This window comes from Corynebacterium senegalense (assembly GCF_900411315.1).
GTDB lineage: Bacteria > Actinomycetota > Actinomycetes > Mycobacteriales > Mycobacteriaceae > Corynebacterium > Corynebacterium senegalense.
In genome coordinates this window covers 15,629-38,421 of the sequence record NZ_LS990888.1, presented here as the reverse complement: position 1 = coordinate 38,421, position 22,793 = coordinate 15,629, and the positions used below count along the sequence as shown (strand labels likewise).

Genomic DNA, 22,793 nt, shown 5'->3' with positions numbered 1-22,793 from the left:
GCCTCGCCGGCCGGCGAGGCCTGGGAGGAGGAACTCTTTTGGACTGATCGACTCGCGTCCATCGCCCTTGCGAGCATTGGTCAGCGTCCAATGCCGGAGAACGTTACCGAGGACGAGCTGGCTGCTGTCGGGGAAATTCTGGATCGGGTGATTCCCGACGAGGAGGCGGAGTACGCCAAGGTAGCGCGGCGCGTGCTTCCGGAGCCGATGCAGGCAATGGGCCCATCCCAGCTGGCTACGGTCGGCCGCGCGATCACCGAGCGACTGCACTCCGGGTGGACAGAGGGACAGATCACGGCAGTCCTGAATTCACGCGAGCTTCCTCCGCACGTTCGAAATCTTGTCGCGGTGGTTCTGGCGCGTCTGCGTGACGATGTGCCTCCAAACCAGCCGCCACCGCAGGCAGACAATGACTCCCCAGCTGGGTGGTCGCATGTGCTCCCTGAGGGGCGCGTGATCACACGCCGCGATCTGGATACTGGTGCGCTAGCGCAAGACTTCCACCGCGCGGTGAAGGAGGGGACGTGGCAGTCCGGCGACCGCTGGGCGTTCGCCGTCGCTGTTGGCGTTGAGCGCTACCTCATCTCTCGTTGACCAAAACGGTCATCGTTTTCATCCCGACGGTTCTAACCGTCCCAACAAAATTGAAAGGAAGTCACGTCATGAGTGCAGGTCATGATCGTCGCTCCCGACCCTACGCGGTCATCTACCTTCCACCCTTGCCCCGCGAGCTGACCGAAAACGGATTGTGTTCAGTACCGGGGCTGTGGCCCGACGGGTTGTGGGACTTTTCCGTTCCGAACGAGACACCGGGAGAGCGCCGAGAGCGGCGCGAGCTCGCTGTCCGGGTGTGTCAGGAATGCCCGGTCCAAAAGCTGTGTGCACGCTATGCCGCGGAGAATCGGCAGTGCGGAATCTGGGGTGGGCGGGTTTTCGCCCCGCTTGCCAGCTCCGACAGCGAAGACACGGACTCCCCCGGCCGTGAGGGCGGAGGAGTCCGGGCGCCGTGCAGGGGCGCGAAGTCAGCATAGCTTACTGGCAGCAGCTCTTTACGCAGCGGGGTTTGTCCTGTTCACGTAGGGGTTGACTGTGAATTTGAGAGGAATAACACTGATGTTGTGGTGATCGTCATGTGTCAGCACGTTCGCGGATTCACACAGATAGGAGTTTGACGTTGCAAGCAAAGAAGAGGGCACGAGTTGCGCTGGCAACAGCGATGGTGTCGACGCTGATCCTGCCTGGGTATGTCCTTGCCGAGAGCAAGCCTGCCCAGCCGGGCACGGTGCGCCCGGCCGAGAAGGCCGAAGCGCAGCCTGGAACATCCAAGGCTGAAAAGGCGGAGATTCTGGCGCAGAAGGAGCAGAAGGCCGCGCCCGCGCCGGCCCCGAAGCAGGAGCAGAAGGCCGCGCCCGCGCCGGTGAGCCCGGCAGTGAGCGATCAGGCGGTCGTTGCGGCGCCGAAGGAGCCTGTCGTCGTCGCCCCGGCACCCGAGCCGGTCCGCCAGCCTGCGACCCAGCAGGCGACGTACACGCCTGCGGCGAAGAACTCCGAGCCGTCGACCACTTCGATGGCCCAGCAGGCAACGGAGACCACCCTCTCGGATTCGGTGCGTGAAAGCGCCGTTAACGAGGGCGCCTATGTTCCGGAGACCGATTCGGTACGCACCCAGCACAACGACGAGGTTGCTCGTTACGAGCTCGCGGCTGATGTGCGCGAGGGCGGCGACGTGCGCGATAAGGCCGGCAAGGACAAGGAGGTGGTCACGCGGCTCGGCGATGACGATGGTCTGACTCCCGTTGACGCCCCGGACGATGACCCGCAGGGTGACGATGACACCGACAATGGATCCGATCCGGCCGCAGTTGCGGCCCCGGCTCCGCAGCCGGTTTCGGAAGTCACCGCCGGTGCTGCAGTGACGACTCCGGAGACGACGACTACCTCCGTGGAGGTCGGGGCATCGCAGACGGGATCGGAGGTCTCCGTGTCTCGCCAGATCGAGGGCGCTGAGGCGGCAGAAGTTTCTGCCTCCTACGACTACGCGGCGCACACTGTCAGCGTCTCTGCGCCGCAGACCCAGTTTGAGGTGGAGGTGCCGCAGGTTCCCGCTGAGGTCAGCGCGGCAGTGGAGCAGGCGCTCCCCGCAGAGGTCAAGGCTGCGGTTGATCAGTCGGTGGGCCAGGCCCAGCAGGCGGTTGACGCTCAGCTTGCGGCGCTTTCGACTGGCGAGCACGTGACCGACACCGCAATTGGCCAGGTCTCCACCTGGCTGAACACGAAGTAAAACACCGCGCAGGGGAAGGAAGGATAACGGAATGAGCTCGTGGTTTGACGAGGTTGACAAGACCCCCACTGAGTCCGATGAGTTCTTCGATGATCTTGGTGGGGTCGATGAGCCGGCGGCCGCCGAAAAGCGCGGTGGTTCGTCATTCACACGAGCCCAGTCCGGAGAAATTCGTACCGCTGTGTGGCTGCTCCCGTTGATCGGGGTGGTAGTTGTCACCCTAGGGTTGTCGTTGTGGACGCTGATCTCGAGGGGGGACTCGGAGACATCGGCGGCGAGCTCGCCGACCGTGGAGGCAGCGCCCGTTGACCCGGACAGCCAAGTTGCGGTTGCAGGTCACTGCGAGCCCGAGGAGGGGGAGACGACATTGTCTACCTCCGATACGTCGCTGCGGGCAACCGTGGCGAAGTGGCAGGAGGCGTACTACGGGCGGGACACGACTTTGACGCAGTATTTGACTGCGGATTCGTGGATGCGCGATCAGGACTGGGAAAAGATTCTTCCTGAGGCGGCACCTGATGGTGTCTCGTGGTGCGCTGTTATGGCGCCCGTTGAGGGGGATCGCGTCAACGTCGACGTGATGACGACGTTTAGCGATGGATCGTCCCAGACCTACCAGCAGACCGTGATTGGCAAGCAGGAGCAATCGGACTCCTGGCTGATCGATGACATTGAGACCCGCTAGAGCGCGAACGCGAGAAAGCTGAGAAAAGAAATGAACCGATCCCGTACCCTCTGCGGTGTCGTCACCCTCGCGGCCTTTGTGGCCTCCGTTACTGGGGTCCCGGCGTGGGCCGTCGACGGGGTTACCACGCAGCCGTCCCCCTCGATCGATGGCTCGACGGCATGCCCGTCGGTCCAGATGATCTCCATCAACGATGTCAACGACTCCGCTCTCGGGCAAGCGGACACGGGCTTTCTCGCCGATGTCGCCGCGCCTGTCGTGGTCGCTGCCAACGGGAAGTCGACACCGGCCGGGGAGGCAGACGCGGGCTTTAGCGCGCCGCCGCTGTCCGAGACTGAATCCGCCGCCGCGTCGGCGGGCAAGGACTGGAAGCCGAACGTGTGGGGCACAGGCCAGGAGGCGGTCACGACTTCAGCTGCAACCGGTGGCGATTGGAAGCCGAACATGTGGGGAGAAACCACCACGGCCGCTCCCACGATAACTGTTGGGGACGAGGCGCCGACAGCGGTATCTGCCTCTCCGCAGCAGACTACGACGGCTACGACTGAGAAGGCCGACAGCTCGCTGGCGGTTGGCCGCACTGTCATCGATGTCCAGTCGACTGACAACACCCGCGCCTACATCCCAGGAGTGACCGGGCCAGACACGGTGCCGACCTACGAGGGGTCGATCACCACAGCAGTGGAGCGCACCGAGGCGGTGTTAGCTCAGATCGATTCGACATGCCCGAACACCAAGGTCATTCTCATGGGGGCCGGCCAGGGCGCGCAAGCGGCCTCGATCGTGTCGAAGAAGATCGGCGCGGGCGAGGTTTTCCCTTCGGAGAAAGTTCTCGGAGTGACCCTGTTCGCTGATCCGACACGGGCAGAGAATCAGCCCGTGGTGGCCTCGGGTGCGGAGTCGCCGGCCGGCGCTAAGGAACAGTGGGGGAGCACGTCGGCCGAGGGGGCTGGCGTGGCCACGGTCACCGGGAACACTGCCGGCGCTCCGGAGACGGGCTACGGCGCCGTCGCAGATCGCACCGTGTCGTGGTGCGCGCAGGGAGATACGACCTGTGCCCTGCCGGAAGGAGCCCCGCTTCGTACCCTCGTCGCAAACACGGCTGAGGGCACTCAGGGCAAGGCTCCGGAACAGGCTTTGCGCCACGTCACCGATGTTCTCGCGCCCGCCGTGGTTCTTGGTTCGGTGGAAACCTTGGCTGAGGATGTCAACTTTGGCTCTGACGGGTTTACGTTCAATCGGGCGAGCAGCCCCCAGGAAACTCTCGTCGGGCGCATCGCCACGGAATCGGACCGCGAGGTTCCGCAGAGCGAAATGCAGCAGCGACTTCTGGCCTCTGGCATGAAGATCGGCGGCATGGCTTTGGCAGCGGGAGTGACGGTTGCCAAGGAGGTCATGCAGCCGCAGAACCTCGCGCAGATTGCCGCCGCCTCGGCAGTTTCGCCCGCAGCGGGCGTCGGCGCGGCGCTGCTGATCAGCTCCGGCGCAGCGCTTGATCTCGTCTCGACGCGGACGATGACCACCGGGGCTGTCCGCCTGGCTGACGAAGCACAGGCTCTCGGGATTGAAGATGACGGGCTGGCCCAGGCGGCTGTGGATGCAGCTATCGGCCAGGAGGTGTCGAAGTCCGCAGGAACCTACCGCACCGCCGGTGCCACCTCGTCTGGTGCGTCGTCTGCAGATGCGACAACTCAGTGGCTTCTTGCCATCGTCGGCGACTCGCTTGGGCGCGACCTCGGCACGTCTCCGAGCGCACTTCCAGCCAACTACGACACGGCAGCAGCCGCTGCCGCATTGAAGGAGGTTGCATGACCACGACAATGACATCTCGCCGCCAAGACGAAACGAAAAGCTCTCCCTCCGGGGCCGCGACCCGGCTGAAAGTCGACGCCCGGGTCGCGGGAGCCCTGCCGGTCGCCTCGACGGCCCTGTGGCAAGGAGGTGGCCGCGCGCCGATTGCTTGGGCTGTCTCTGCTCACGGCGGTGCTGGGGCGACAACTCTGGCACAGATGCTGGCACCAGTTGGCGACGCCGCAGACCAGTGGCCGGCGCATGATGAATACCCGCTGTGCGTGGTGGTGTGCAGATCGACCCGCACAGGTTTGGACGCCGCCCAGTCGGCGATCCTGCAATCGAAAAGTGGCCACACGGGCCGTTGTGAGGTCCTCGGTGTCGTGATCGTTGCAGATGCACCCGGTAAGACGCCGAAGTCGCTGGCCCAGCGTGAGACCGTTCTCGAAGAACTGACAACGGTGTGGAGGGTTCCCTATCTGACGGGGATCCGCGAGAACGATGTTGGTGATCTCGCGGAATGGAAACCGCACCGTGGAAGTGAAAGCGACGATGGGTCGAAACGAACCCGCCGACGCAAAAGCCCCGTGACCGAAGAAGTCCCCGCCGCCGTCGCGGCGGTCGGGGAGGAGATTTTCAACGCGGCGTTCGCCGTACACCAGCAAGCAGAGAAGGGAAACACACCATGAGCATTTCGACAGCAACGTACTTCGTCCTCGCGCAGATGCCGGGGCAGAACATTCAGCCGCAGGCTCCATCTGAATTTGCGACCAAGTTTGACCGCCTGCTGAACCTGGCAATGTACATCGGCATCGGCGTCGCCATCATCGGCGTCATTGTAGCGGGAGCGTCGATGGTGCTTTCGCGCCAGCAGGGCACTAGTGAGGAAGCGACGGCGATGGCACTGCGAATCGGGATCGGCTCGATGATCATTGGCGGTGCGGCGGCGATTGTTGCGGCGATGCTATGAGGGAGCTCGTTGTCGCACAGCAGCGCCCGTCCGAGACGTGGCTGCCTCCCAACAAGGTCGTGGGCGAGATTTCCAGCTGGCTAGGCACGGCGATGTACATCACCTTGGGCCTGTCCATTCTGGCGGTGATCGTCTTCGGTGCACTGCTTGTTGTCGATCGTGACCGGGGAGAGCCGGTGAGCGCGACGGCACCGCACATGAGGGCGCTGCAGATCGCACTGGGCGTGTTCATTATTTCGGGCGCCGCGTCCCTGGCAGGGTGGCTGGTGTAACAGATGGGCGAAGATCGAAGCAGGAAGGGCAAAAAGGGGCACATGAAAACAGGAAATATGCGGCGCGCCGCAGCGGCGGCCGTTTTGGCGCTGGCAGTGGGGTCGGGGTTGGCGTCTTGTTCGTCAGATGACAGCGCAAACAGCTCGGGGCAGACCCAGCAGGTCGACCTGTCGGCCGCACCGGCGGACACATCCTGGGTGGCCGGCCCCGCAGGGCTCGAGTACCCGGTGAGCGGCGACGCCGGACCTAGCGAGACGAGCGGGCCGGTTCCGCGCGGCTTTGCGGCCTCCCCGCAGGGGGCGGTCGTTGCAGCGGTAGTCACGCAGGTGTTCATGTCGGGCGCGGACGACGACACGTGGCCGGAGGTCTCGCAGGTGCTCCTGGAACCGGGGCCTGGACGCGACCAGTGGGCGCAGGCGCGCGCTCTGATGAGCGTGGGCACGCAGCCGTTGGACAACCCGCCGGTTTTCCGCGGATTTCGGGTTAGTGACTACTCGGACTCCGAAGCGGTGGTGACGTTGGCCGTGTCCTACCCGACGGGTCAACTCGCGGTGTTGCCGGTGCAGATGTCTCGGGCATCCGGAGACTGGAAGGCAGTTCTGCCGACACAGGAGGACGCCCCGGACCTGCAGGAGATTTCGGAAGAAGAGCTGAAGTCTAAGTTCACGGCATTCGGTCCTCGGGAGGAAGGATAATGATGACGGTTCGGAAGAAGATGGTCTCGGGCGCAGCGGTACTGGTGCCCGCCCTTGTTCTAGCAGCGTGCGGAGACAGCTCGGAGGACAACCCGGCGCCGGCCCCGTCGAGCGAGCAGAACTCCTCGGCAGCACAGTCGAGCAGTGGAGAGAACCTGCCGGGGGCGATGGTGGGAAACAACCAGCGCACCTGGCCAGACCCGAGCGGCATGTTCGACGATTCAGCGCACGCGACCCCGGGTGCATGGTCGGTGGATCACTTTCACCAGCGTCCGGTGTGGACCCCGGTTAACCACGACGGAGACTTGCCTGCGCGAGATAGCCTCATTGAAGGGGGTTTCGACAGCTGCGGAAACGGAGAGGTGGCGCTGACCGGCAAGACCACCCAGCAATACGTCAACGCGCGCTACCTCGTGGTAAACGACCAGGCCGGCCCGTCACGGTTAGACAACGGTGTACCGGCAGGTTTCGCCCATTCGCCGCAGGGGGCGATTCTTCTTGCCTTGAACGCATGGTCTTATGGACTCGCCGGGCAGGGCGACGGCGTGGGGGAGGAGATTGACCGTGAGTGGTGGTCGACCTACCGGACTCTGCAAGAGGACCGTGACTTTCGCGGTCTGAACAGGCCTGACTATGACCACACTGACGAGCGGGCGGAAACCTTGCCCGGTGCCAGCTACTACCACGTCAAGGAATGCTCGGAGAACGTCGTTGTCGTCGAGGTCGGTGATGATTTCACGAAAGCGGGGGAAGGAACACTGGCTACGACGATTCCGGTTTACTGGCGCGATGGTGACTGGGTGCCCGACCTATCCGGCCAGGCAGGGGCGGTTTTTGATAAGGCCGGGACGTTTGACCCAGCCTCCCCAGCGCCGTTGAAAGAGGTGAAGTACCAGTGACGACGGAGGCGCGGGCGTGGTCTTTTCGGTGGGCTGCAACTCTTTTGGTCGCCCTCATCGCTATTTTCGGGGCGGCACCGGCGATGGCCCAGGAGGCGGAGGGAGAGCAGCAGCAAGGCGCTCTGGGCCGTGCCCAGGATAAATGTATGGACATCGGCGACTCGCGCAGTGTTCTTGACCAGCTTGTTAAAGATGGTGCCATTTCGAAGGAGCAGCGTGATGAAGCGGCCGGCCCGTTCGGCTTCGACGAAAAAAAGGTGGACGAGATCCGGAAAGCCAACGCAGGGCGCTGGGACGAGATCGCTTCCCACCATGAACAGTCCCGTGGGTTCGTGGGCAAGGCGGGGCGCGTCGGACAAGGTATTGGGTGCTGGGTCGCTTCTCCAGCCAACGCGGGCATTGAGGCGGTGAACAATTCTCCGTTTTGGGATGATCCGATTGGCAAGTTCGCCAAGTCGGTCATGGAGGGCAACACCGAGGCGATTCGATCAGCGATGACGCTGTGGGTGGACTTTTCCAGCACGAACGTTGATGTCGCGGCGAACACTCAGGGTGTGAAGAACATCATCATGGGCCTGTCCGGGTTCGCGTTGATAGCCAGCTTCATTATCGGAGGCTGGCGCATTGCGTCTGCACGGCGGGGCGGGCTTCAGGAGGGCTTTAGCGAGCTCAACGAAAACATGATCCGTTGGCTCGTGTTCAGTATCGCGGTCCCTGGGATGTTCCCGGGCGCGCTTATTGCTAGCGACTTGCTGGCGGAGGCCATTATGGATGAGTTCGGTAGCCCGGATGATCTCATCAACCTGGGAGGACTGGAGAACACGGAGTATGGCCCGGTGGTGACGCTCGCGTTGTCGGGCATCATGTTCATCGGTTCGCTTGTGCAGATCCTCGCTCTGATCACGCGAATTCTTTTGGCGCCGATTGCTGCTGGCATGACTCCGCTGTTTGCCGCGTTGTCCTTCTCGGATACTGGCCGACAGGGGCTAAACCACCTGGTGGCGTTTTTGATTGCAGCTATCGCGTTTAAACCGGTCTCCGCGTTGCTTTATGCAGTCGTTCTATGGAACGTCTCTGGCACAGGCGACATCGGTACGGTCGCCGGGTTGATCAATGCGCTGATGCTGGGTATCGCTGGGTTCAGTGCACCCGCGCTGGTTCGCGCTCTGGTCCCGGCTGTCTCCCAGGCTGGTGGCGGAGGCACGGCGCCGATGCTGGCAGGAGCCACGGGAGCGCTCGGCGGGGCGGCCTCCATGATTGGATCGGGTATCGCGCGCGGCGGCGCCGGATTGAGCGCTATGGGTAAGGGCCCGTCGGCGGCGGGGTCGGGAGCGAGCACCGCTGCAGGTGGGGCTGCTTCGGCGGGAATGTCGGCCGCTGGAAGCGGGGCGCCTGGCCCTGCAGGGCCGCGCGGCGGGTCAGGGGCTAGCAGGGCTGGCTCGGGACCGAGCGGGTCTACGGGCCCGTCTGGCGCGGCCGCGCGGACGGCGGGGCAGGGGGCACGTTCGCGGCCGTTTGCCGGCGTCAGCCGCAAAACAGCCCGTGGAGCGGGCGGTGCACTTCAGGGGACTGGAGCGGCAGCCAGGGCGATGGGGGCAGGCGTTCGCGCAGCCGGGAACGCTGGCTATCGCTCACAGCAGCTGTTTGACGATTCGATTGGGACGCCTGGCGGTTATGCCGGGCAGGCTCACCGCTAGGAAAGAAGGGAGGAAGTGGGTATGACATCACACGAGAATGAGGTCACGGTTCCGCAGTACTCGCTGGGCCAGCCTCCGCGACGGACCGGCCTAGGCGGCCTGTCGATGATGACGACGGCGATTATCGCTGTTGGGTTCATGACGTTCCTGCTGGTGCAGTTTTCGGGGTTGGGCTTCGGCGTCGGTCTGGTCGTGCTTGCGATCACGGCTGCGGTGGCAGGACTGGTCACATTCCAGTGGGGTAATCGGTCTCTGGCAACGATGGCTCGTTTGGTGGGACAGCACAGTTTGCGGCGGCGACGTGGTGAGGACGTTTACCTGTCAGGTGAGATGTCGAAGGTTCCGGGTGGCTTTCATCGGCTACCGGGGTCCCTTGCTCGCACGTACTTAGTGGAGGGGGCAGATTCGGATCATCAGGATTTCGCGGCGATCGTCGACGCCCCGGCCCGGACGGCGACGGTTCTCTTTGATTGTCAGATGACAGGGCAGACCCCGATGACGCAGGAGGAGCGTAACCAAAAGACAGCGGAGTGGGCTCGCTGGCTTGCTCTCCTGTCCCTGTCAGGAGACATTGAGCACGTGGCTACGGTCGTCGGAGTTCGCCCTGGGACGGGCCAGCTGGTCGCTCAAGAGGTGGAGGCGATCGTCGCCGATGACATTCCTCCGGTGGCAGCGCAGATCATGGGAGAAGCAGCGCAGTTGCTCTCGGTCGGGGTTCCCGAGGTCGTTGCGCACATTGCGGTGACATTCCATGTTGACGGAGAGGCACTGAAAGACAATGCCTTCATGGACTCGCTGGCGACTCGTCTGCCTAGCTTGTATCGGCAGCTGGCGTGGGCAGGCGTCATCGCGGTGCCGATGTCGGCTGACCAGACGGTTGCCCGTGTGCACCAGTTTTTCAACCCGCCGGCCGAACCCGATTTCGAGGAACTGAATGTGATGGGCCAGAAGCACGGGATGTCGTGGGAAGATGCCGGCCCGGGCTTTGCGCGTGCGCGCGCGGCGTCTTACGACCACGAGGGGTGCACCTCGGTGACGTGGGAGATGCGCGAGGCCCCGCGCTCAACCTTTGAGGACGGGCTGCTGACAGGGCTGCTGTCACCGCACGAGAGGATCGAGCGAAAAAGGGTCGCGCTGGTGTACCGCCCGTTTGAAGCTGGAAAGGGTGTTTCCCGCGTGGAGGGGGAACACCGCGATGCGATGGTGGCGGCCAACTCGTCGAAGTCGATCCGATCTGCGAACGCGGAGTTGCGCTTGGAGCACACAGATGCGGCCCGCCGCGCCCAGGCTCGAGGCGCACAGTTGGGGCGCTACTCGTTGTTTGTCACCGCGACGGTGACCGATCGTGAGCAGCTAGAGCGTGTGGAGCACGACATAGCTCAGCTCGGGGCAGGCGCGAGCGTGCGGCTTCAGAAAATGATGCGGCAGCAAGACACGGGCTTTATCACCACCTGCGGAGTGGGACAGGTGCCGTGGCAGAAGGAATCAACGGATCTTTTCTAGGGAGTAAGCAGATGTTGGCAAAATTTTTTGGCCGCGCAGCAGCCGGTGACAACGGCGTAGCCCATCCTGCGGTTGCGGGGCTGCGGCTGGACAGCGTGCGTGATGCTCGCGGGTTTCAGCTGGGAGTCCTCCTGGACGAGTCCGCGACAGAGGCAACCATCGCGGCACGGGTCGACGACGCGGCGACGATGACCCATGAAGCTGTGGCCGCGTGGACGGGCAAAGTCGGAACCGAGGAAACGGTCGTGGCTACCTGCGCGAGCCGCTCGGTTGAGGACGAGACGGCCACGGCCGTGCTGTGGGTGTCGGTTGCGGCAGCCGGGAAAGCAGAACGCAAGGACAGCTCGGAGTTTCTTACCCGCTTGGCTCGCTTTGCACCAGTGCTGTACGACTCGGCTGACGCCCTGGGAATGGACGCCAAGCCGTTGTCAGCACACGAACTTGAGGCATGGACAACCGTGCAGCTCGTCGGCGAGGATCGTCCGAAGGCGTTTCCTCCGCGTGCGGGGGAGGTCTCGGAAGGCCCTGCGGCAGTGGTCGCCGACGGCAAAGTAACCGTCAGCTTTGAAGTGGTGATGGAGGGAGAAGGTGGCGATGAGGCCGCCAGCGGAGTGATGGAGAAGATGGTTTTCCACGGCAGTGTTCTTAGTGCCTCGACGAATGGTGCGGTTGCGGTGCGGTTCGGCATGTGGTCGCGCATTGCATCTCGTGCTCACCACTCCGCGCGTCGCGTCGGGGTCGTCAGCGTCATTGCCGCCGATAGCGCTACGGCAGAAGATGCTGCTTGGGCGCTGATCGCGCGTCTCGACGTGGCGGATCGTCTCAGGGTGCGTCGTCTCTGGTACCGCCAGGCTATGGGGGCAGGTGCGTCCCTGGGCGCAGGCGTGATGGGGTGGCGTCGTCTGGAGGTGGCAGCATGAGTGCGCAGAACGCGACTGACTTTGACCGGCTTCACGCAGACATTGAAGCTGGTGTGACTACGCGGCCGTCGTGGTGGTCGCGGGAGGGCCGCCAGTACCGGCGGTGGGTGAAGGAGGAGCGCAAAAGAGCGCGCGAGGATGACGCGCAGGCGCTGTTTTCGACAGGTGTGGAAGTCCGTGGGGAAAGTGCCTTTAATCGCCCGGGTCAGCAGGGCTTCCGGGGGCGCACTGCCGGCACGCAGCGGGTCATTTCTGGCCCGCAGGAGTGGCAGACTACGACGAACTTCGGGGCAGGATTCAACCCGAACGTCGTCGGCGCACCGGCGCCGATGATCGGCACGCCCCTGGGGGTGCACGTCACCACCGGCGCGGAGATTGGGTGCGACCCGCTTGCGTGGTTCCGCGAGGGAATTATCGCCAACCCGTCGTGCTTTGTGTTGTCGCTGCCCGGGTTGGGCAAGTCGACGCTGATCCGCAAAATGCTCATGGGCGCTGTAGCCCAAAAGCAGGTCCCCATTATCGCCGGTGACATCAAGGGCGAGTATGTGGGCTTTGTGCACCAGGTTGGAGGCGACGTCATCACGATTGGGCACGGACTGGGGAGCATTAACCCGCTCGACGTGGGTGCGCTGGGCCGCATTATTCCCGAGCTGGAGGACAAGGGGCACACCGAGCTTGTGGAGCGCGCGAAGGAGCAGGTGCACGGCCGCCAGGTCACGATGGTGCAAACGCTGATCAGCTTGGGTCGTGGGTCTCAGCCGGCCGACTATGAGGTGATGCTGATTTCGGCGGCGCTGCGTGAGCTGTATGAGAGCGAGGATGTGGACTGGCTGAATCCACCGGTGCTTGCGGATCTCATTGCAGTGCTCGAGCAGGGAACTCCCGCGCTCCAGGCGAAGGCACGGGCTCGCACGCCTGAGGCATGGGATCGGCGCGTCGATGATCTCGTCCTGTCTCTGAATTCCTTGCTTGATGGTCAGACGGGTCAAATTTTCTCTGGCCAGACCACCAAGCCCATCAATGTGGATGCCACCGCAGTGTGCATCGACGTGTCGGCGATTGACCGTGGCGACGCCGCGATGAAGGCGGCGGTCATGATGGCGTGTTGGTCAAACGCCTTCGGAGCGGTTGAGGCCGCGCACCTTTTGGCGGATGCCGGGTTGGGCCCGCAGCGGCTCTTTTCGGTCGTTCTCGATGAGATGTGGCAGGTTCTTTCCTCCGCTCCAGGCATGGTCGGGCAGGTGGATGCGTTAACGAGGCTTAATCGCAAGGAAGGCGCGGCCTTGGCGATGGTGACGCATACGTTTCATGACTTGGAGGCATTGCCAACGGAGGAGGACCGAAAGACCGCGATGGGGTTTATTGAGCGCGCTGGAATGGTGATCTGCGGCGGATTGCCGAATTCAGAGCTGGATATTTTGTCCTCGCGGCTGTCGTTCACCCCGGCCGAGGGCCATATGATTACCAGCTGGTCGACGGGTGCACCGCCGAAGCGGGCGCGCACCCGTGGTGCGCGGGCGACTCCTCCAGGCCGAGGGCGGTTCATGATTAAACCGTCCAAGGACGGCTCTCCGGGGATTCCGCTGCAGACCGTCCTGATGCCCACTGAGGTTCAGCACCGTCTGCACGATACGAACGTGCGTTTCGAGGGGTTCTTCGAGCAGGGGGAACAGCAGTGAGCAGCGGGCGTGGATACCCTCACTCAGCAGAGGTGAGAGAAGGCGCGATGGCGGACTTCGTTGAGAAGTGGGAGAGCTACCCCTCGCCGTCGGCCGCGGCCGCCGCCATTGCCCGCGAATGGGGCGTGGGGCGCACAACGCTGTCGGAATGGCTTAGTGCAGAAGGAAAGTGGCCGCACACGCGCGTAGCTGCGAACCTGCGGCTCGCTGCAGAAAACGAGGAGCTGCGACGCCAAATTGAGCGCCTGCAGCAGGAGCAGGATCAATGAAACGAATTGGGTGCGGCTTTCTCGCGCTGATCGCCTTCGTCATCGTGTTCATCGCCGTGCTAGCGGGCGATGACGACGACAAGTGCGTCCCGACCAGCGGTGCAGGTGGCCGAGGATCAGCATCAGTCGATGGTCGTGTGCCTTCGGGATCGTTCGCGTTGCCCGAGCCAAACGCTAATGCTCACCGAACGAGCCCGTTTGGTCCTCGATGGGGCGCGATGCACGAGGGGATCGACATCGCCCAAGGTCAGGGGACCCCGATCTTCGCCTACGCGGATGGAGTTGTCACTCTCAGCCAGGCAAACCCCGGCGGATACGGCTGGTTCATCGTCATTGACCATGAGGCCGACGGCCAGAAGTTCTCCACGCTCTACGGCCACATGTTCGAGGAAACCGTGAAGGTCAAGGTGGGAGATACGGTCTACGCGGGGCAGCAGATCGCGGAAGAAGGCTACAACGGCGGTGTTTCACCTCCTGGGCCTGGGGGAGCGCACCTTCACTTCGAGGTGCACGTACCGGGTTATCGAAACCCTGTCGATCCGGCATCGTGGCTGGACAAGGCGGTTGAACCGGGCAGTGAGAAGGCCCCGAAGTCTGGAGAGACGCCAACATCTGGAGCGCCCACGCCGGGTGCGGCGGAAAGCGCCCCGGCCGTCGATCCTGGAAACATCAAGGACGTTCGTGCCGCGCAGATCATTGCGATTGGCAAGCAGCGCGGCGAGGATGAGTTCACCATTATGGCGGCGCTGCAGGCAGCCTTGGTTGAGTCGGATCTGCATAACCTTGCCAGCCACGCGGTCCCGGAGTCGAAAAACTTCCCCAATGATGGTGTGGCCCCTGGCGACTACGACTCGGTTGGTCTTTTTCAGCAGCGGGTCAGCATTTGGGCGGGCCCCGCTGGTGGCATTGAAGAAGTGATGAAGCCTGAGCAACAGATCACCTGGTTCTACGACCAGGCCAAGGGACAGCGGGAGAACGCCGCGACGCCGGGCCTGCTGGCGGCAAACGTCGAGCGGCCACGTGAGGACTTGCGCGGGAAATACGACCAGCGCGCCGACGAGGCGAAAGAGATCTACAAACGACTGGAAGGAGTCAACCCAGACTCTATCGAGATCGGGGGGGTCGACAACTGTGGCACTGAAACAGAAGGGGATAGGCGAGCCCCTGGGCGTGCCGTTGACGGCACCGCCGTCGGCGAGCGGATCCTCGCGGCTGCGCGGCAGCAGTTCGGTCTGCCCTACGTCTGGGGTGGTGGTGATAAGAATGGCCCCACAAGTGGGGGGTTTGACTGCTCTGGTCTCGTGCTGTGGGCTGTTTATCAAGCCACCAATGGCGCAGTGGAGTTGCCGCACAACACGGACGCCCAGCTTGCAGACCCGAACCTTGTAACCGTGCCGTGGGAGGAAATGGCCCCCGGTGACATGATCTACACGCCAGGTCACGTCGCCATCTACGCAGGAGAAAAGAATGGACAAAAGATGATGTACGAGGCCCAAACCTTCGGTGTCCCCGTGGGGGAATACCCCCTCCGAGGTGATGCTGGAACAGCAACCATTAAGCGCGTCGCAGGACAGGAGACAAAATAATGAGGGGCCACAAGCAACTCGCCGTATTCGCGGCCACGACTCTGGCCATGAGCATGACGGCATGCAGCAGCAAGCCCACCGAGCAGCGCGAGCTGGCTCCCATTGAAATCACCACGACCCGCCCCGACGCAGCCATGCCTTACGGGGCCGGCTTCGAACACCTGGCGAATGAGGGGCCGGAGACTGTGGCTGCAGCAGCCCTGGAGCGACTGTGTACGTTCACCTCCGACGAGTACGACGCAGGCACCGTGTATGAGCGGGTTCAGGGCATTACTACGCCGGAGGCGTGGCGGGCTATGACCGCCGATCCTAAGTCGGTGACTCCCCAGTTGATCCTGCGGACATGGGATACATGGGATCAAGCAGGTGGGAATCAGACCGCTGAGGTTGCCATCAGCAATGAGGTTCACCCCGAAGATAGCGAGACATCGTGGCAACGGAAGATGACCTGCCGCCGCGTCATGGACGGACTAGATGGTGCGTTCCTTGACTCTTATGTCCTGGGGTTGGAAAAGCGCGAGGGGCAGTGGAGAGTAAGCCAGCTTGCCCTAATGAACAGCACCTACACCCCACCCGAAACATCACAGTGACGATAACCGGCCAATAACAAGAGGAGTAACGCAATGAGAGAGCACGGGCGCGACAACCCACGGGCAGCAGGCAACATCGGGTGGGACATTCAGACGATTCTGGGGTTCTGTCTCCTCGGTGCGTCGATAGCAGCGGTTGCAAGCATTCAGTTTGGCCAATGGGTGCAGGCGCGCTTGGGTGAGGGCGCGCCCGTTTCACGGAACCCTTTTACAACCGTCGGCGAGCTCATCGGAAAGGATCGTGTCTGGGGAGCCCCAGCAACAGCGGCCGTAGTTGCGGCGTGGTCATTGGCGGTTTTGGCGGTCGTCGCTATCGTTCTCGCGCGCCGAAAGTTCAGGAAGCCTAAGCCGCGTGTCGACGCGGCCTCAAAATATCTTGCGAGCAAGCGGGAGGTTGTGAGTTTTAGCCGCGGCTCGGCGGAAGCGGCGGCGAAGAAATGGCTTCCGACCCCGGCCCTGGCCGCGCAGTTCCCTGGGCTCATGTTCGGCCGCGTGCCCGAGACGAGAACAGGTCTGTGGTCTACCTGGGAGGACCTCTACCTGATCATTTTCGGCCCTCGTATGGGCAAGACCACCTCGCAGGTGATCCCCGCAATCGTCGACGCTCCAGGACATGTCGTAACCACATCGAACAAGCGCGACATTGTCGACGACACCATCGGCGTCACCAGCGCCCGGGGGGAGGTGTGGGTGTTCGACCCGCAGCGCATCGCCGCTGGATTCCAGCAGGATCCGTGGTTTTTCGACCCTCTCGATCTGGTTCGCCGCGTCCCTGAAACGATGGACTCGGCCGCCGTTAGGCTGGCGGACATCTTCAAAACTGCCGCACGCGGTGCGGGAGACACCGGCGGTGACGCCTACTTCACTGAAGGTGGTAAAGAGCTGTTAGGCAGGTTCTTCCTCGCGGCCGCACTGGACAACCGTCCGATCGGGGATGTCTACCTGTGGGTCAATGATGATGCGGACCGAACCCCGGTCGGCATTCTGGAGCGCTTTCCCGAATGGCGCCAGCAAGCCGCAGCCTTGGCCGCTACCTACCAGATCACGGAAAAAACCCGCTCTGGCCTCTTTTCCCAAGCCGCGCAGATGGCGACGCCGCTCGGGCGCCGAGAAGCACTCAAATGGGTCACACCGACACCGACTGCCAGAAAGTTTGATGCTGAAGCGTTCGTGCGCGGCCCTGGCCGCGATACGGTGTATCTCCTGTCAAAGGAAGGGGCAGACAACGCTGCAGCCCTTACGACGGCGCTCACGGCAACGATCATGACCGCTGCGGAAGCTTATGGAGAGGAGTGCGGAGGCCGCCTGCCGGTGCCCCTCGTCGCCGCGCTCGACGAGGCAGCAAACGTTGTGCGCTGGCCGGAACTTCCCAGCCTGTACTCGCACTATGGCTCGCGCGGCATCATCCTCATGACGATCCTCCAGTCCTATGCCCAGGGGGCGGAAGTCTGGGGAGAAAACGGCATGGAGCTCCTGTGGTCGGCCGCTGCGATCGTGCTGTACGGCGGAGGCGTCCGCGACGACAAAATGCTGCAGAAGATTGAGGCACTCGTCGGCGACGTGGAGGTCTTCGAGACCTCGACCTCGCGCGCTGGGGAGGGAGCGCGCACGGTGACGCGCAACCGCCGCGAACGCAAAATTCTCACCGTGGCAGAACTGGCAAGCCTTGACCAAGGACGAGCACTTGTGCTGGCCTCGAGGCGGAGGCCACTGATCGCCCAGATGGAGCCGTGGTGGCAGCGTCGGTGGCCCCAGGAAACCATGCGCAAGTTAGGAGCACGCTAATGGATCTTCGTTTCCAGTCGATGTACGAGTTCGTAGACCAAATTATTCTGCCGTTCTACGGCCAATCCTCATCGCGCATCCCCTCGGCCAACTGGTCTGAACGGTGGTGGGCCCACGCAGAAGTCGTGGCCCGTCTGGAAGCGCTGTGGCTCAGATTCGAGGCACTGCGCCAGGATGAGCCTGCGACCTACATGGAGACGTTCTTGCGTGTTCACGGTGACTACCACATGCGCCACCTCATGGGCGAAATGTCAGTCCTCCAGGACTGCCGCCGCGAGGACACCCCGACCATTTCCCTGCCCAGCACGCCCATGAATGAAATCCCTAAGGAGGCATAACCGATGACACCGAAGAACTCTCCCACTGCCCGAGAAGTGGACCTCACCCTGGCGCGCGCCCTGAGACGCGCTCGAGCCCTCGCGCGCGCGGTAGAAAACGGCCAGGTCGCAGCTCGTCCAGCCCACCGCACCCGCACCCCAGGCCCGAACAGCTACAAGCGCATGACTGCCGGACAGCTGGTTACCGCCGCTCTCGGCGGCGCCGTGCTCTATGCGTGGAGCAAGCAGGAGGAACAGACGTTTGAACGAGAACTGGCCAATCGCGGGTTCGAAGAATCTCTGGCAAGGTGGCGCGAGGACGCGACCGTGACGGACGATGATGCGGGAAGTCTCGCAACAGATCGGTTTGACCAGGCCTTCGACCGACTTTCTGTTGTCACGGTCGGGAGTCTCGAAACGCTGGCAGTCGCCCTTGATGAAGTCTTGCTGGGCAACGATGGCCGCGTTGACGGGGCGCTCCCCGCCTCGGAAGTAATCGAGGACATGCAGATCACGGGCGCCCACCCAGACGCCGTTGCCGCATACGAGCAGGGGGTGGGAGTTTCGCCCGTTTCGCCGACAGACGCGCTTACCGAGCAGGGCCCGCTCGAGCCAACTCCGGCCTCTGAGCTTGGCTACAGCTCGGAGGCAACAGACGATCTGGCCCTGTAGCGACGGTTTTATAGCTGGGGGGTGTGCTCGTCGCTGCGGTAGCTCGGGGGGTTTTCGTCTGCCGTGCTCGTCCCGGCACGGCCAGCACGTTGCGCTGCGAGGCGTGCGAGGGGGTCTAGATCGGCCGCCGCACCCGCCCCGGCGTTGCGGGCGGGCGGGGTGGATGGCTTCATTCCAGCCTGCAGGCGCAGGCGCTCGGCGGGGGTCAGGTTCTCGGGGGCAATGTCCTCCCCAGCGGCGTCGTCGGGCCATGCCGCAAGACGGTCGTGGGTTTCGCGCAGCCACGCGCCGAGCTCCGCGTCGGCGCCGCGCGTTACCGGCGGCGGGGCAAGCAGGCGTGTTGCCTGCCCGGCGTCGTCGGCCAGGGTGGCGCGCAGCCGCCACGCGATGACGGCTCCGGCCTCATCGACCTGGCCGAGGTTGAACACGGCGGTGGCCATGAAGTCCCGGGGGTCGTGGCCGGCAGCGAGCAGATCACGCCACGCCGTGCGGACTTTCATCCGCCCTTCATCAGTCAGTGTGGCTGCGGCGTCAGTGTCGAGACGGTCCCACCATGCGTCGAGGTGGCGCTCAATGAAGTCACTGGTGGCCGCGTCAACGCCGTAGCGGTAGAGCTTGGCGAGGCGTTCCTTGCTGTCCGCGTAGGCTTCGGCTTCCTCGCGGATGTCGGTCGCAGAGCGCTGGCGTGTATCGCGCGCGATAGCGCGCGCCAGCACGTCGCGGTCGGACAGGCCGGGGGAGTTTCCGGCGGAGTGCTCATGGCCGTACTCCTCGAACTCGTCCAGGGTGTCGTCGGTGACCGTGTAGACACGGTTTTCATGCCGGCCACGAGTCAGCCCGACGTAGAGGGCGCTGCGGCTCGTGGCAGAGTCAACGACCAGGTGGGTGGTGTCCACCGTCGCGCCTTGCGAGCGGTGCACCGTCGCCGCATACCCGAGGTGGGTGTGGGCGCGAACGTAGTCTGCGGGCAGGTGGTAGACCTCCCCGGTGGCGAGATCCCCGGCGACGACCCCGCCGTCGTCGGTGAGGTCGATGACGCGGAAAAGCTGGCCGTTGATCACCTTCCGCCCGGCCTGATTCGGCTTGTCCGGGTTGTCGAGGCGCTGGTTCTGCCGGGCGATGATCACGTCTCCCAGACCCGCCACATCACCTTGGGACAGGGCGACCTCGCGGGAGGTGTCCACGTCTCCGGTGTCGATGTGGTGGGCGCGGATCATCTCGTTGAGCACGGCCACATCGGCGTTGGTGGAGGCCACCACGAGAGAGGACCGCCCCTTCGCGGTGTCGGCCAGGTAGGCCTCGGCGGCGTCGGCGAGCATGGCCTCGCGCGTGCCGCCGGTGACCCAGCCACGGGAGAAGTAAAACTCGGCGGCGGCGGTATCGCCGCGACGAACACCGAGGGAGGCGTCGGCTTGTTCGGTGTCGTTGCCGTGGGAGAAACGCATCACGTCGGTCAGCTCGGCGGCGTTGTTGTAGCGGCACATCGTCTCGTACAGCCCGCCGGTTCCCACCGCGTCGAGCTGGTGCGGGTCCCCCACGAACCGCACGATCGCCCCGGCCGCTTCGGCGATTTCGACCAGGGCGGCGAGGTTGTCCGTTGTCGCCATGCCCGACTCGTCGACGAGCAGCATGTCGCCCTGATTGATCTGCACGGGCAAAGCCGACAGGTCACCGGCGGGCTTGTTCGGGTTGCGCCCGCGCCAGGTAAACGTCAGCGAATCGATCGTGTTCGCGTCGATTCCGAGCTCCTCGGAAAGCACCGAGGCGGCCGCCGCCGACGGGGCACACCCGATGACGTTGTGGCCGTGGTCGGCCCACACGCGCGAGACAATCTGCATGGATGTTGTCTTGCCAGTGCCGGCCGGGCCCACGCCGCAGGCGGCGAGGGTGCCAGACAAAAGCAGGTGCCGCGCGAGCTCAACCTGGCCGGCGTTGAGCGAGAAACCGTTGTCCTTCTCGAACGCGGCGACCGCCTTATCGATGGTCGCGGACTCGGCGAACACGGGCACGGGTTCGACGACTGCGGCGAGAACTTTGTCCTCCTGGGCAAGGATCTCCGGTGTGGTGTACTTGCGGTAGTCGAGGTGTCGGTCGACGGCTTCTCCGTTGTCGTTGCGGAGTTTCTCGGGAAGATCTTCCGCGCCCCGGGGCGTGATTTCGATCAGGTGCGCGCTGACAATGCGCTCGGAAAGCTCGGCGATAGCGCGCTGAGTTTGCTCCCCGTCGGCGAAGCGAAACGCCTTGAGGTAGCTCGCAACCGCAGCGGTGACGTGGTGGTCGGCGAAGTAGGAACGCTTGCGGATCATCCGATCAACTACACCGCGCGCATGGTCGTCGAGGGCGTCATCGTCGATTGATCCCTGGGTGAAAAACTCCGGGCGGGCGTCATTGTGTGCCCCGCCGAGCACGGCGTGAACCGACGCTAAAAGCTCGGCGCCGCCGTCCATCCGCTCCACTCCAGCGCGCCAGGATTCACGGAGATCTGCGAGAGATTCGGCGGGTTTCTTCGCGTCCCTCGTGTCCAAAATCGCCGACTGCCACAGCCGCTTTTGCGTCCGCTTGTCGGGCTGGTGGCCGTGCGCAGCCACGTAGTCGCGCACCAAAGCGTCATAGACAGGACGGGCCATTGTGCGTCGTTTCGAGAACGCCTCGATCAGATCCTCGGGCACTCCGGCGACTTCCCAGACGGGTTCCACGCCCGCACCGCGCGGGCTGGCGGTGAACCCGAGGCCGAGTTTGCGCGTCAGAATCTCCTGCAAAATTGCGTCGTAGCGCGCCGATAACGTCTGGTGGTTTTTGAACATTGCGCGCGAGTCGAGCGTGCGCCACTTCCCGTCCGGGCCCTGCACTTTGTTCGACACAAGCACGTGCGAGTGAAGATCAGGATCACCCGCGCGGGTGTCAAAGTGAGTGAACTCCGAGGCGATAATGCCACCGGTTTTCACCTGCGCCAGCCCGCCCGCGCCCATGCGGGTGCGCACGGTGTTGTCCTCCGCCCACGCCAAAACCTCGGCAACTGCCTCATGGTGGCACGCCGCAATTTTGTTCGCGGTGGACTCATCGGCCAGGGCCCACAGCACCGAGATCGACTTCGCCGGGGAGAACGTCAAGTCGAAACCCGCGACCGCTTGCTTGACCTGATTGCGTTGCTGGTTGACCCAATCAACGATGTCTTTATCCGGCGCGTTGACCCACCCGGTGGCCTCCACATAGTGCTGTCGGCCAACAGAAATGGCCATGCCAGTGCGCTCATCTTCCGTCGGAAGCCGCCCACTTTCGGCGACGAACGCGCGCTCCGCCGCGCGCAATTCGTTCAGGACCGCAACGTCGTTTGTGTAGAAGGGGAACTTCCCGCCGAGCTTGCACTCGTCGAGAGTTTTGCCCTCATGAAGCATCCGGTGCGTGTCCGGGTGGTAGCCCAAACCGTAGAGCGCTTCCATCTGGTCAGCCTCAATTTCGACCCCGACGGCGGCAGTTTCCGACCCAAGCGCAGCCAGTCCACGGCCGAGCCAACGGCCCGGAGGCGTGCCCTTTGCTTGGTAGTACGACGACAATTTTCCGGTCTCTACCGACTCGTCGTATGCGTCATTCGTCGCCACGGAGCGCAGCAGGTACTGGTACCCGGCCCCGGCGTGAACGGCGCGAAACGACATCATAATTCCGCAGTGTAGCCGACCGATTCACCATTCTCACTAAAAGTGCCTACTGTGTGTGGCCAAATGCTGGCGCCGGAGCGACGGCGGGCTAGTCGCTAGGTGAAGCGACTAGTAAACTGTGCGACATGTCGACGAAAACGAATAAGAGGCAACAGGCGCGCGATCTAGCGACGCAAGCGCTTGCGGAGAAGATCGCCCAGCAGGAGAAAGTTAAAGACGCGACACAGCGCGCATTCCTCGCCCAGGCGGAGTTCGACGGCGCGCGCCGCCGCTTCGCCGCTGCGCTCCAGGAGCTGAGCAAGCTCGGCGAATCGCAAGCATGGATGCGAGCTTCGTTCGATCTGTCCCCGACCGCGCTTCGGGGGCTCCTCGCGCTGACTACCGACGGCGAGGACGACACAAGCGATACCGACTCCGGATCCATGCACGACGGCGCCACAGCTAGCGAGAATGAAACCGGTGGCGACACTACTGAAGAACATCAGCACGATCACTCGTGAGAGGCCCAATCTCCCCGGGGCGCCC

General features: G+C 63.6%; 22 protein-coding genes. 21 read left to right on the top strand and 1 reads right to left on the bottom strand.

Annotated elements, in window-relative coordinates; genetic code table 11:
* The 20 genes from DYZ02_RS11140 to DYZ02_RS11050 form a co-directional block, all read left to right on the top strand.
* Positions 1 to 594: hypothetical protein (locus DYZ02_RS11140; protein ID WP_220272214.1), on the top strand; the 594-nt coding region annotated here is incomplete at its 5' end.
* A 68-nt stretch (positions 595 to 662) separates the two neighbouring features.
* Positions 663 to 1,031 (top strand): WhiB family transcriptional regulator, encoded by a 369-nt coding sequence (locus DYZ02_RS11750; protein ID WP_115686507.1) that lies wholly within the window; start codon positions 663 to 665, stop codon positions 1,029 to 1,031.
* A gap of 143 nt (positions 1,032 to 1,174) precedes the next feature.
* A complete protein-coding gene (locus tag DYZ02_RS11130) occupies positions 1,175 to 2,281 on the top strand; it encodes a hypothetical protein (RefSeq protein WP_147291519.1) in 1,107 nt (368 codons plus the stop codon).
* A 31-nt stretch (positions 2,282 to 2,312) separates the two neighbouring features.
* Complete coding sequence (locus DYZ02_RS11125; RefSeq protein WP_115686505.1) at positions 2,313 to 2,966, top strand: DUF8176 domain-containing protein; 654 nt, start codon at positions 2,313 to 2,315, stop codon at positions 2,964 to 2,966.
* A gap of 177 nt (positions 2,967 to 3,143) precedes the next feature.
* Positions 3,144 to 4,778 (top strand): cutinase family protein, encoded by a 1,635-nt coding sequence (locus DYZ02_RS11120; RefSeq protein ID WP_181896997.1) that lies wholly within the window; start codon positions 3,144 to 3,146, stop codon positions 4,776 to 4,778.
* Positions 4,775 to 5,446 carry a DUF6668 family protein gene (locus DYZ02_RS11270; RefSeq protein ID WP_147291518.1) on the top strand — a complete coding sequence of 224 codons (672 nt, stop codon included), beginning with the start codon at positions 4,775 to 4,777 and terminating at the stop codon, positions 5,444 to 5,446. Before DYZ02_RS11120 ends, DYZ02_RS11270 begins: the two co-directional genes overlap by 4 nt.
* Positions 5,443 to 5,727, top strand: a complete 285-nt coding sequence (locus tag DYZ02_RS11115) for a hypothetical protein (RefSeq protein ID WP_115686503.1) — start codon at positions 5,443 to 5,445, stop codon at positions 5,725 to 5,727. Before DYZ02_RS11270 ends, DYZ02_RS11115 begins: the two co-directional genes overlap by 4 nt.
* Positions 5,724 to 5,999 (top strand): hypothetical protein, encoded by a 276-nt coding sequence (locus tag DYZ02_RS11110; RefSeq protein WP_181896996.1) that lies wholly within the window; start codon positions 5,724 to 5,726, stop codon positions 5,997 to 5,999. Before DYZ02_RS11115 ends, DYZ02_RS11110 begins: the two co-directional genes overlap by 4 nt.
* A gap of 42 nt (positions 6,000 to 6,041) precedes the next feature.
* Positions 6,042 to 6,695 carry a DUF8175 domain-containg protein gene (locus DYZ02_RS11105; protein WP_147291517.1) on the top strand — a complete coding sequence of 218 codons (654 nt, stop codon included), beginning with the start codon at positions 6,042 to 6,044 and terminating at the stop codon, positions 6,693 to 6,695.
* Positions 6,695 to 7,594: a DUF8175 domain-containg protein gene (locus DYZ02_RS11100; RefSeq protein ID WP_115686501.1), complete on the top strand. Its 900-nt coding sequence runs from the start codon at positions 6,695 to 6,697 to the stop codon at positions 7,592 to 7,594. Before DYZ02_RS11105 ends, DYZ02_RS11100 begins: the two co-directional genes overlap by 1 nt.
* Before the next feature lie 146 nt (positions 7,595 to 7,740).
* Positions 7,741 to 9,291, top strand: a complete 1,551-nt coding sequence (locus DYZ02_RS11095; RefSeq protein ID WP_147291516.1) for a hypothetical protein — start codon at positions 7,741 to 7,743, stop codon at positions 9,289 to 9,291.
* 21 nt (positions 9,292 to 9,312) lie between these two features.
* Positions 9,313 to 10,794: an SCO6880 family protein gene (locus DYZ02_RS11090; RefSeq protein WP_115686499.1), complete on the top strand. Its 1,482-nt coding sequence runs from the start codon at positions 9,313 to 9,315 to the stop codon at positions 10,792 to 10,794.
* Positions 10,764 to 11,714 (top strand): hypothetical protein, encoded by a 951-nt coding sequence (locus tag DYZ02_RS11085; RefSeq protein WP_147291515.1) that lies wholly within the window; start codon positions 10,764 to 10,766, stop codon positions 11,712 to 11,714. Before DYZ02_RS11090 ends, DYZ02_RS11085 begins: the two co-directional genes overlap by 31 nt.
* A complete protein-coding gene (locus DYZ02_RS11080) occupies positions 11,711 to 13,393 on the top strand; it encodes a P-loop NTPase family protein (protein WP_115686497.1) in 1,683 nt (560 codons plus the stop codon). Before DYZ02_RS11085 ends, DYZ02_RS11080 begins: the two co-directional genes overlap by 4 nt.
* 47 nt (positions 13,394 to 13,440) lie before the next feature.
* Positions 13,441 to 13,662 carry a hypothetical protein gene (locus DYZ02_RS11075; RefSeq protein ID WP_115686496.1) on the top strand — a complete coding sequence of 74 codons (222 nt, stop codon included), beginning with the start codon at positions 13,441 to 13,443 and terminating at the stop codon, positions 13,660 to 13,662.
* Positions 13,659 to 15,248, top strand: a complete 1,590-nt coding sequence (locus DYZ02_RS11695; RefSeq protein WP_115686495.1) for a peptidoglycan DD-metalloendopeptidase family protein — start codon at positions 13,659 to 13,661, stop codon at positions 15,246 to 15,248. The genes DYZ02_RS11075 and DYZ02_RS11695 overlap by 4 nt, the downstream gene beginning before the upstream one ends.
* 47 nt (positions 15,249 to 15,295) lie before the next feature.
* A complete protein-coding gene (locus DYZ02_RS11065; RefSeq protein WP_220272213.1) occupies positions 15,296 to 15,838 on the top strand; it encodes a hypothetical protein in 543 nt (180 codons plus the stop codon).
* A 33-nt stretch (positions 15,839 to 15,871) separates the two neighbouring features.
* Entirely contained in the window at positions 15,872 to 17,623 is a 1,752-nt protein-coding gene (locus DYZ02_RS11060; protein ID WP_115686493.1) for a type IV secretory system conjugative DNA transfer family protein, read from the top strand.
* On the top strand, positions 17,623 to 17,961 hold the full coding sequence (locus DYZ02_RS11055) for a DUF4913 domain-containing protein (protein WP_115686492.1): 339 nt from the start codon (positions 17,623 to 17,625) through the stop codon (positions 17,959 to 17,961). Before DYZ02_RS11060 ends, DYZ02_RS11055 begins: the two co-directional genes overlap by 1 nt.
* 3 nt (positions 17,962 to 17,964) lie before the next feature.
* Positions 17,965 to 18,612, top strand: a complete 648-nt coding sequence (locus DYZ02_RS11050; RefSeq protein WP_147291514.1) for a hypothetical protein — start codon at positions 17,965 to 17,967, stop codon at positions 18,610 to 18,612.
* 8 nt (positions 18,613 to 18,620) lie between these two features.
* On the opposite strand, the gene mobF is transcribed toward DYZ02_RS11050, so the two are convergent.
* Positions 18,621 to 22,268, bottom strand: coding sequence for a MobF family relaxase (gene mobF, locus DYZ02_RS11045; RefSeq protein ID WP_115686490.1), 3,648 nt, complete (start codon positions 22,266 to 22,268; stop codon positions 18,621 to 18,623).
* 125 nt (positions 22,269 to 22,393) lie between these two features.
* Here mobF and DYZ02_RS11040 point away from each other — a divergent pair, with 125 nt between their 5' ends.
* Positions 22,394 to 22,768, top strand: a complete 375-nt coding sequence (locus DYZ02_RS11040; protein WP_115686489.1) for a hypothetical protein — start codon at positions 22,394 to 22,396, stop codon at positions 22,766 to 22,768.
* Positions 22,769 to 22,793 lie beyond the last annotated feature (25 nt).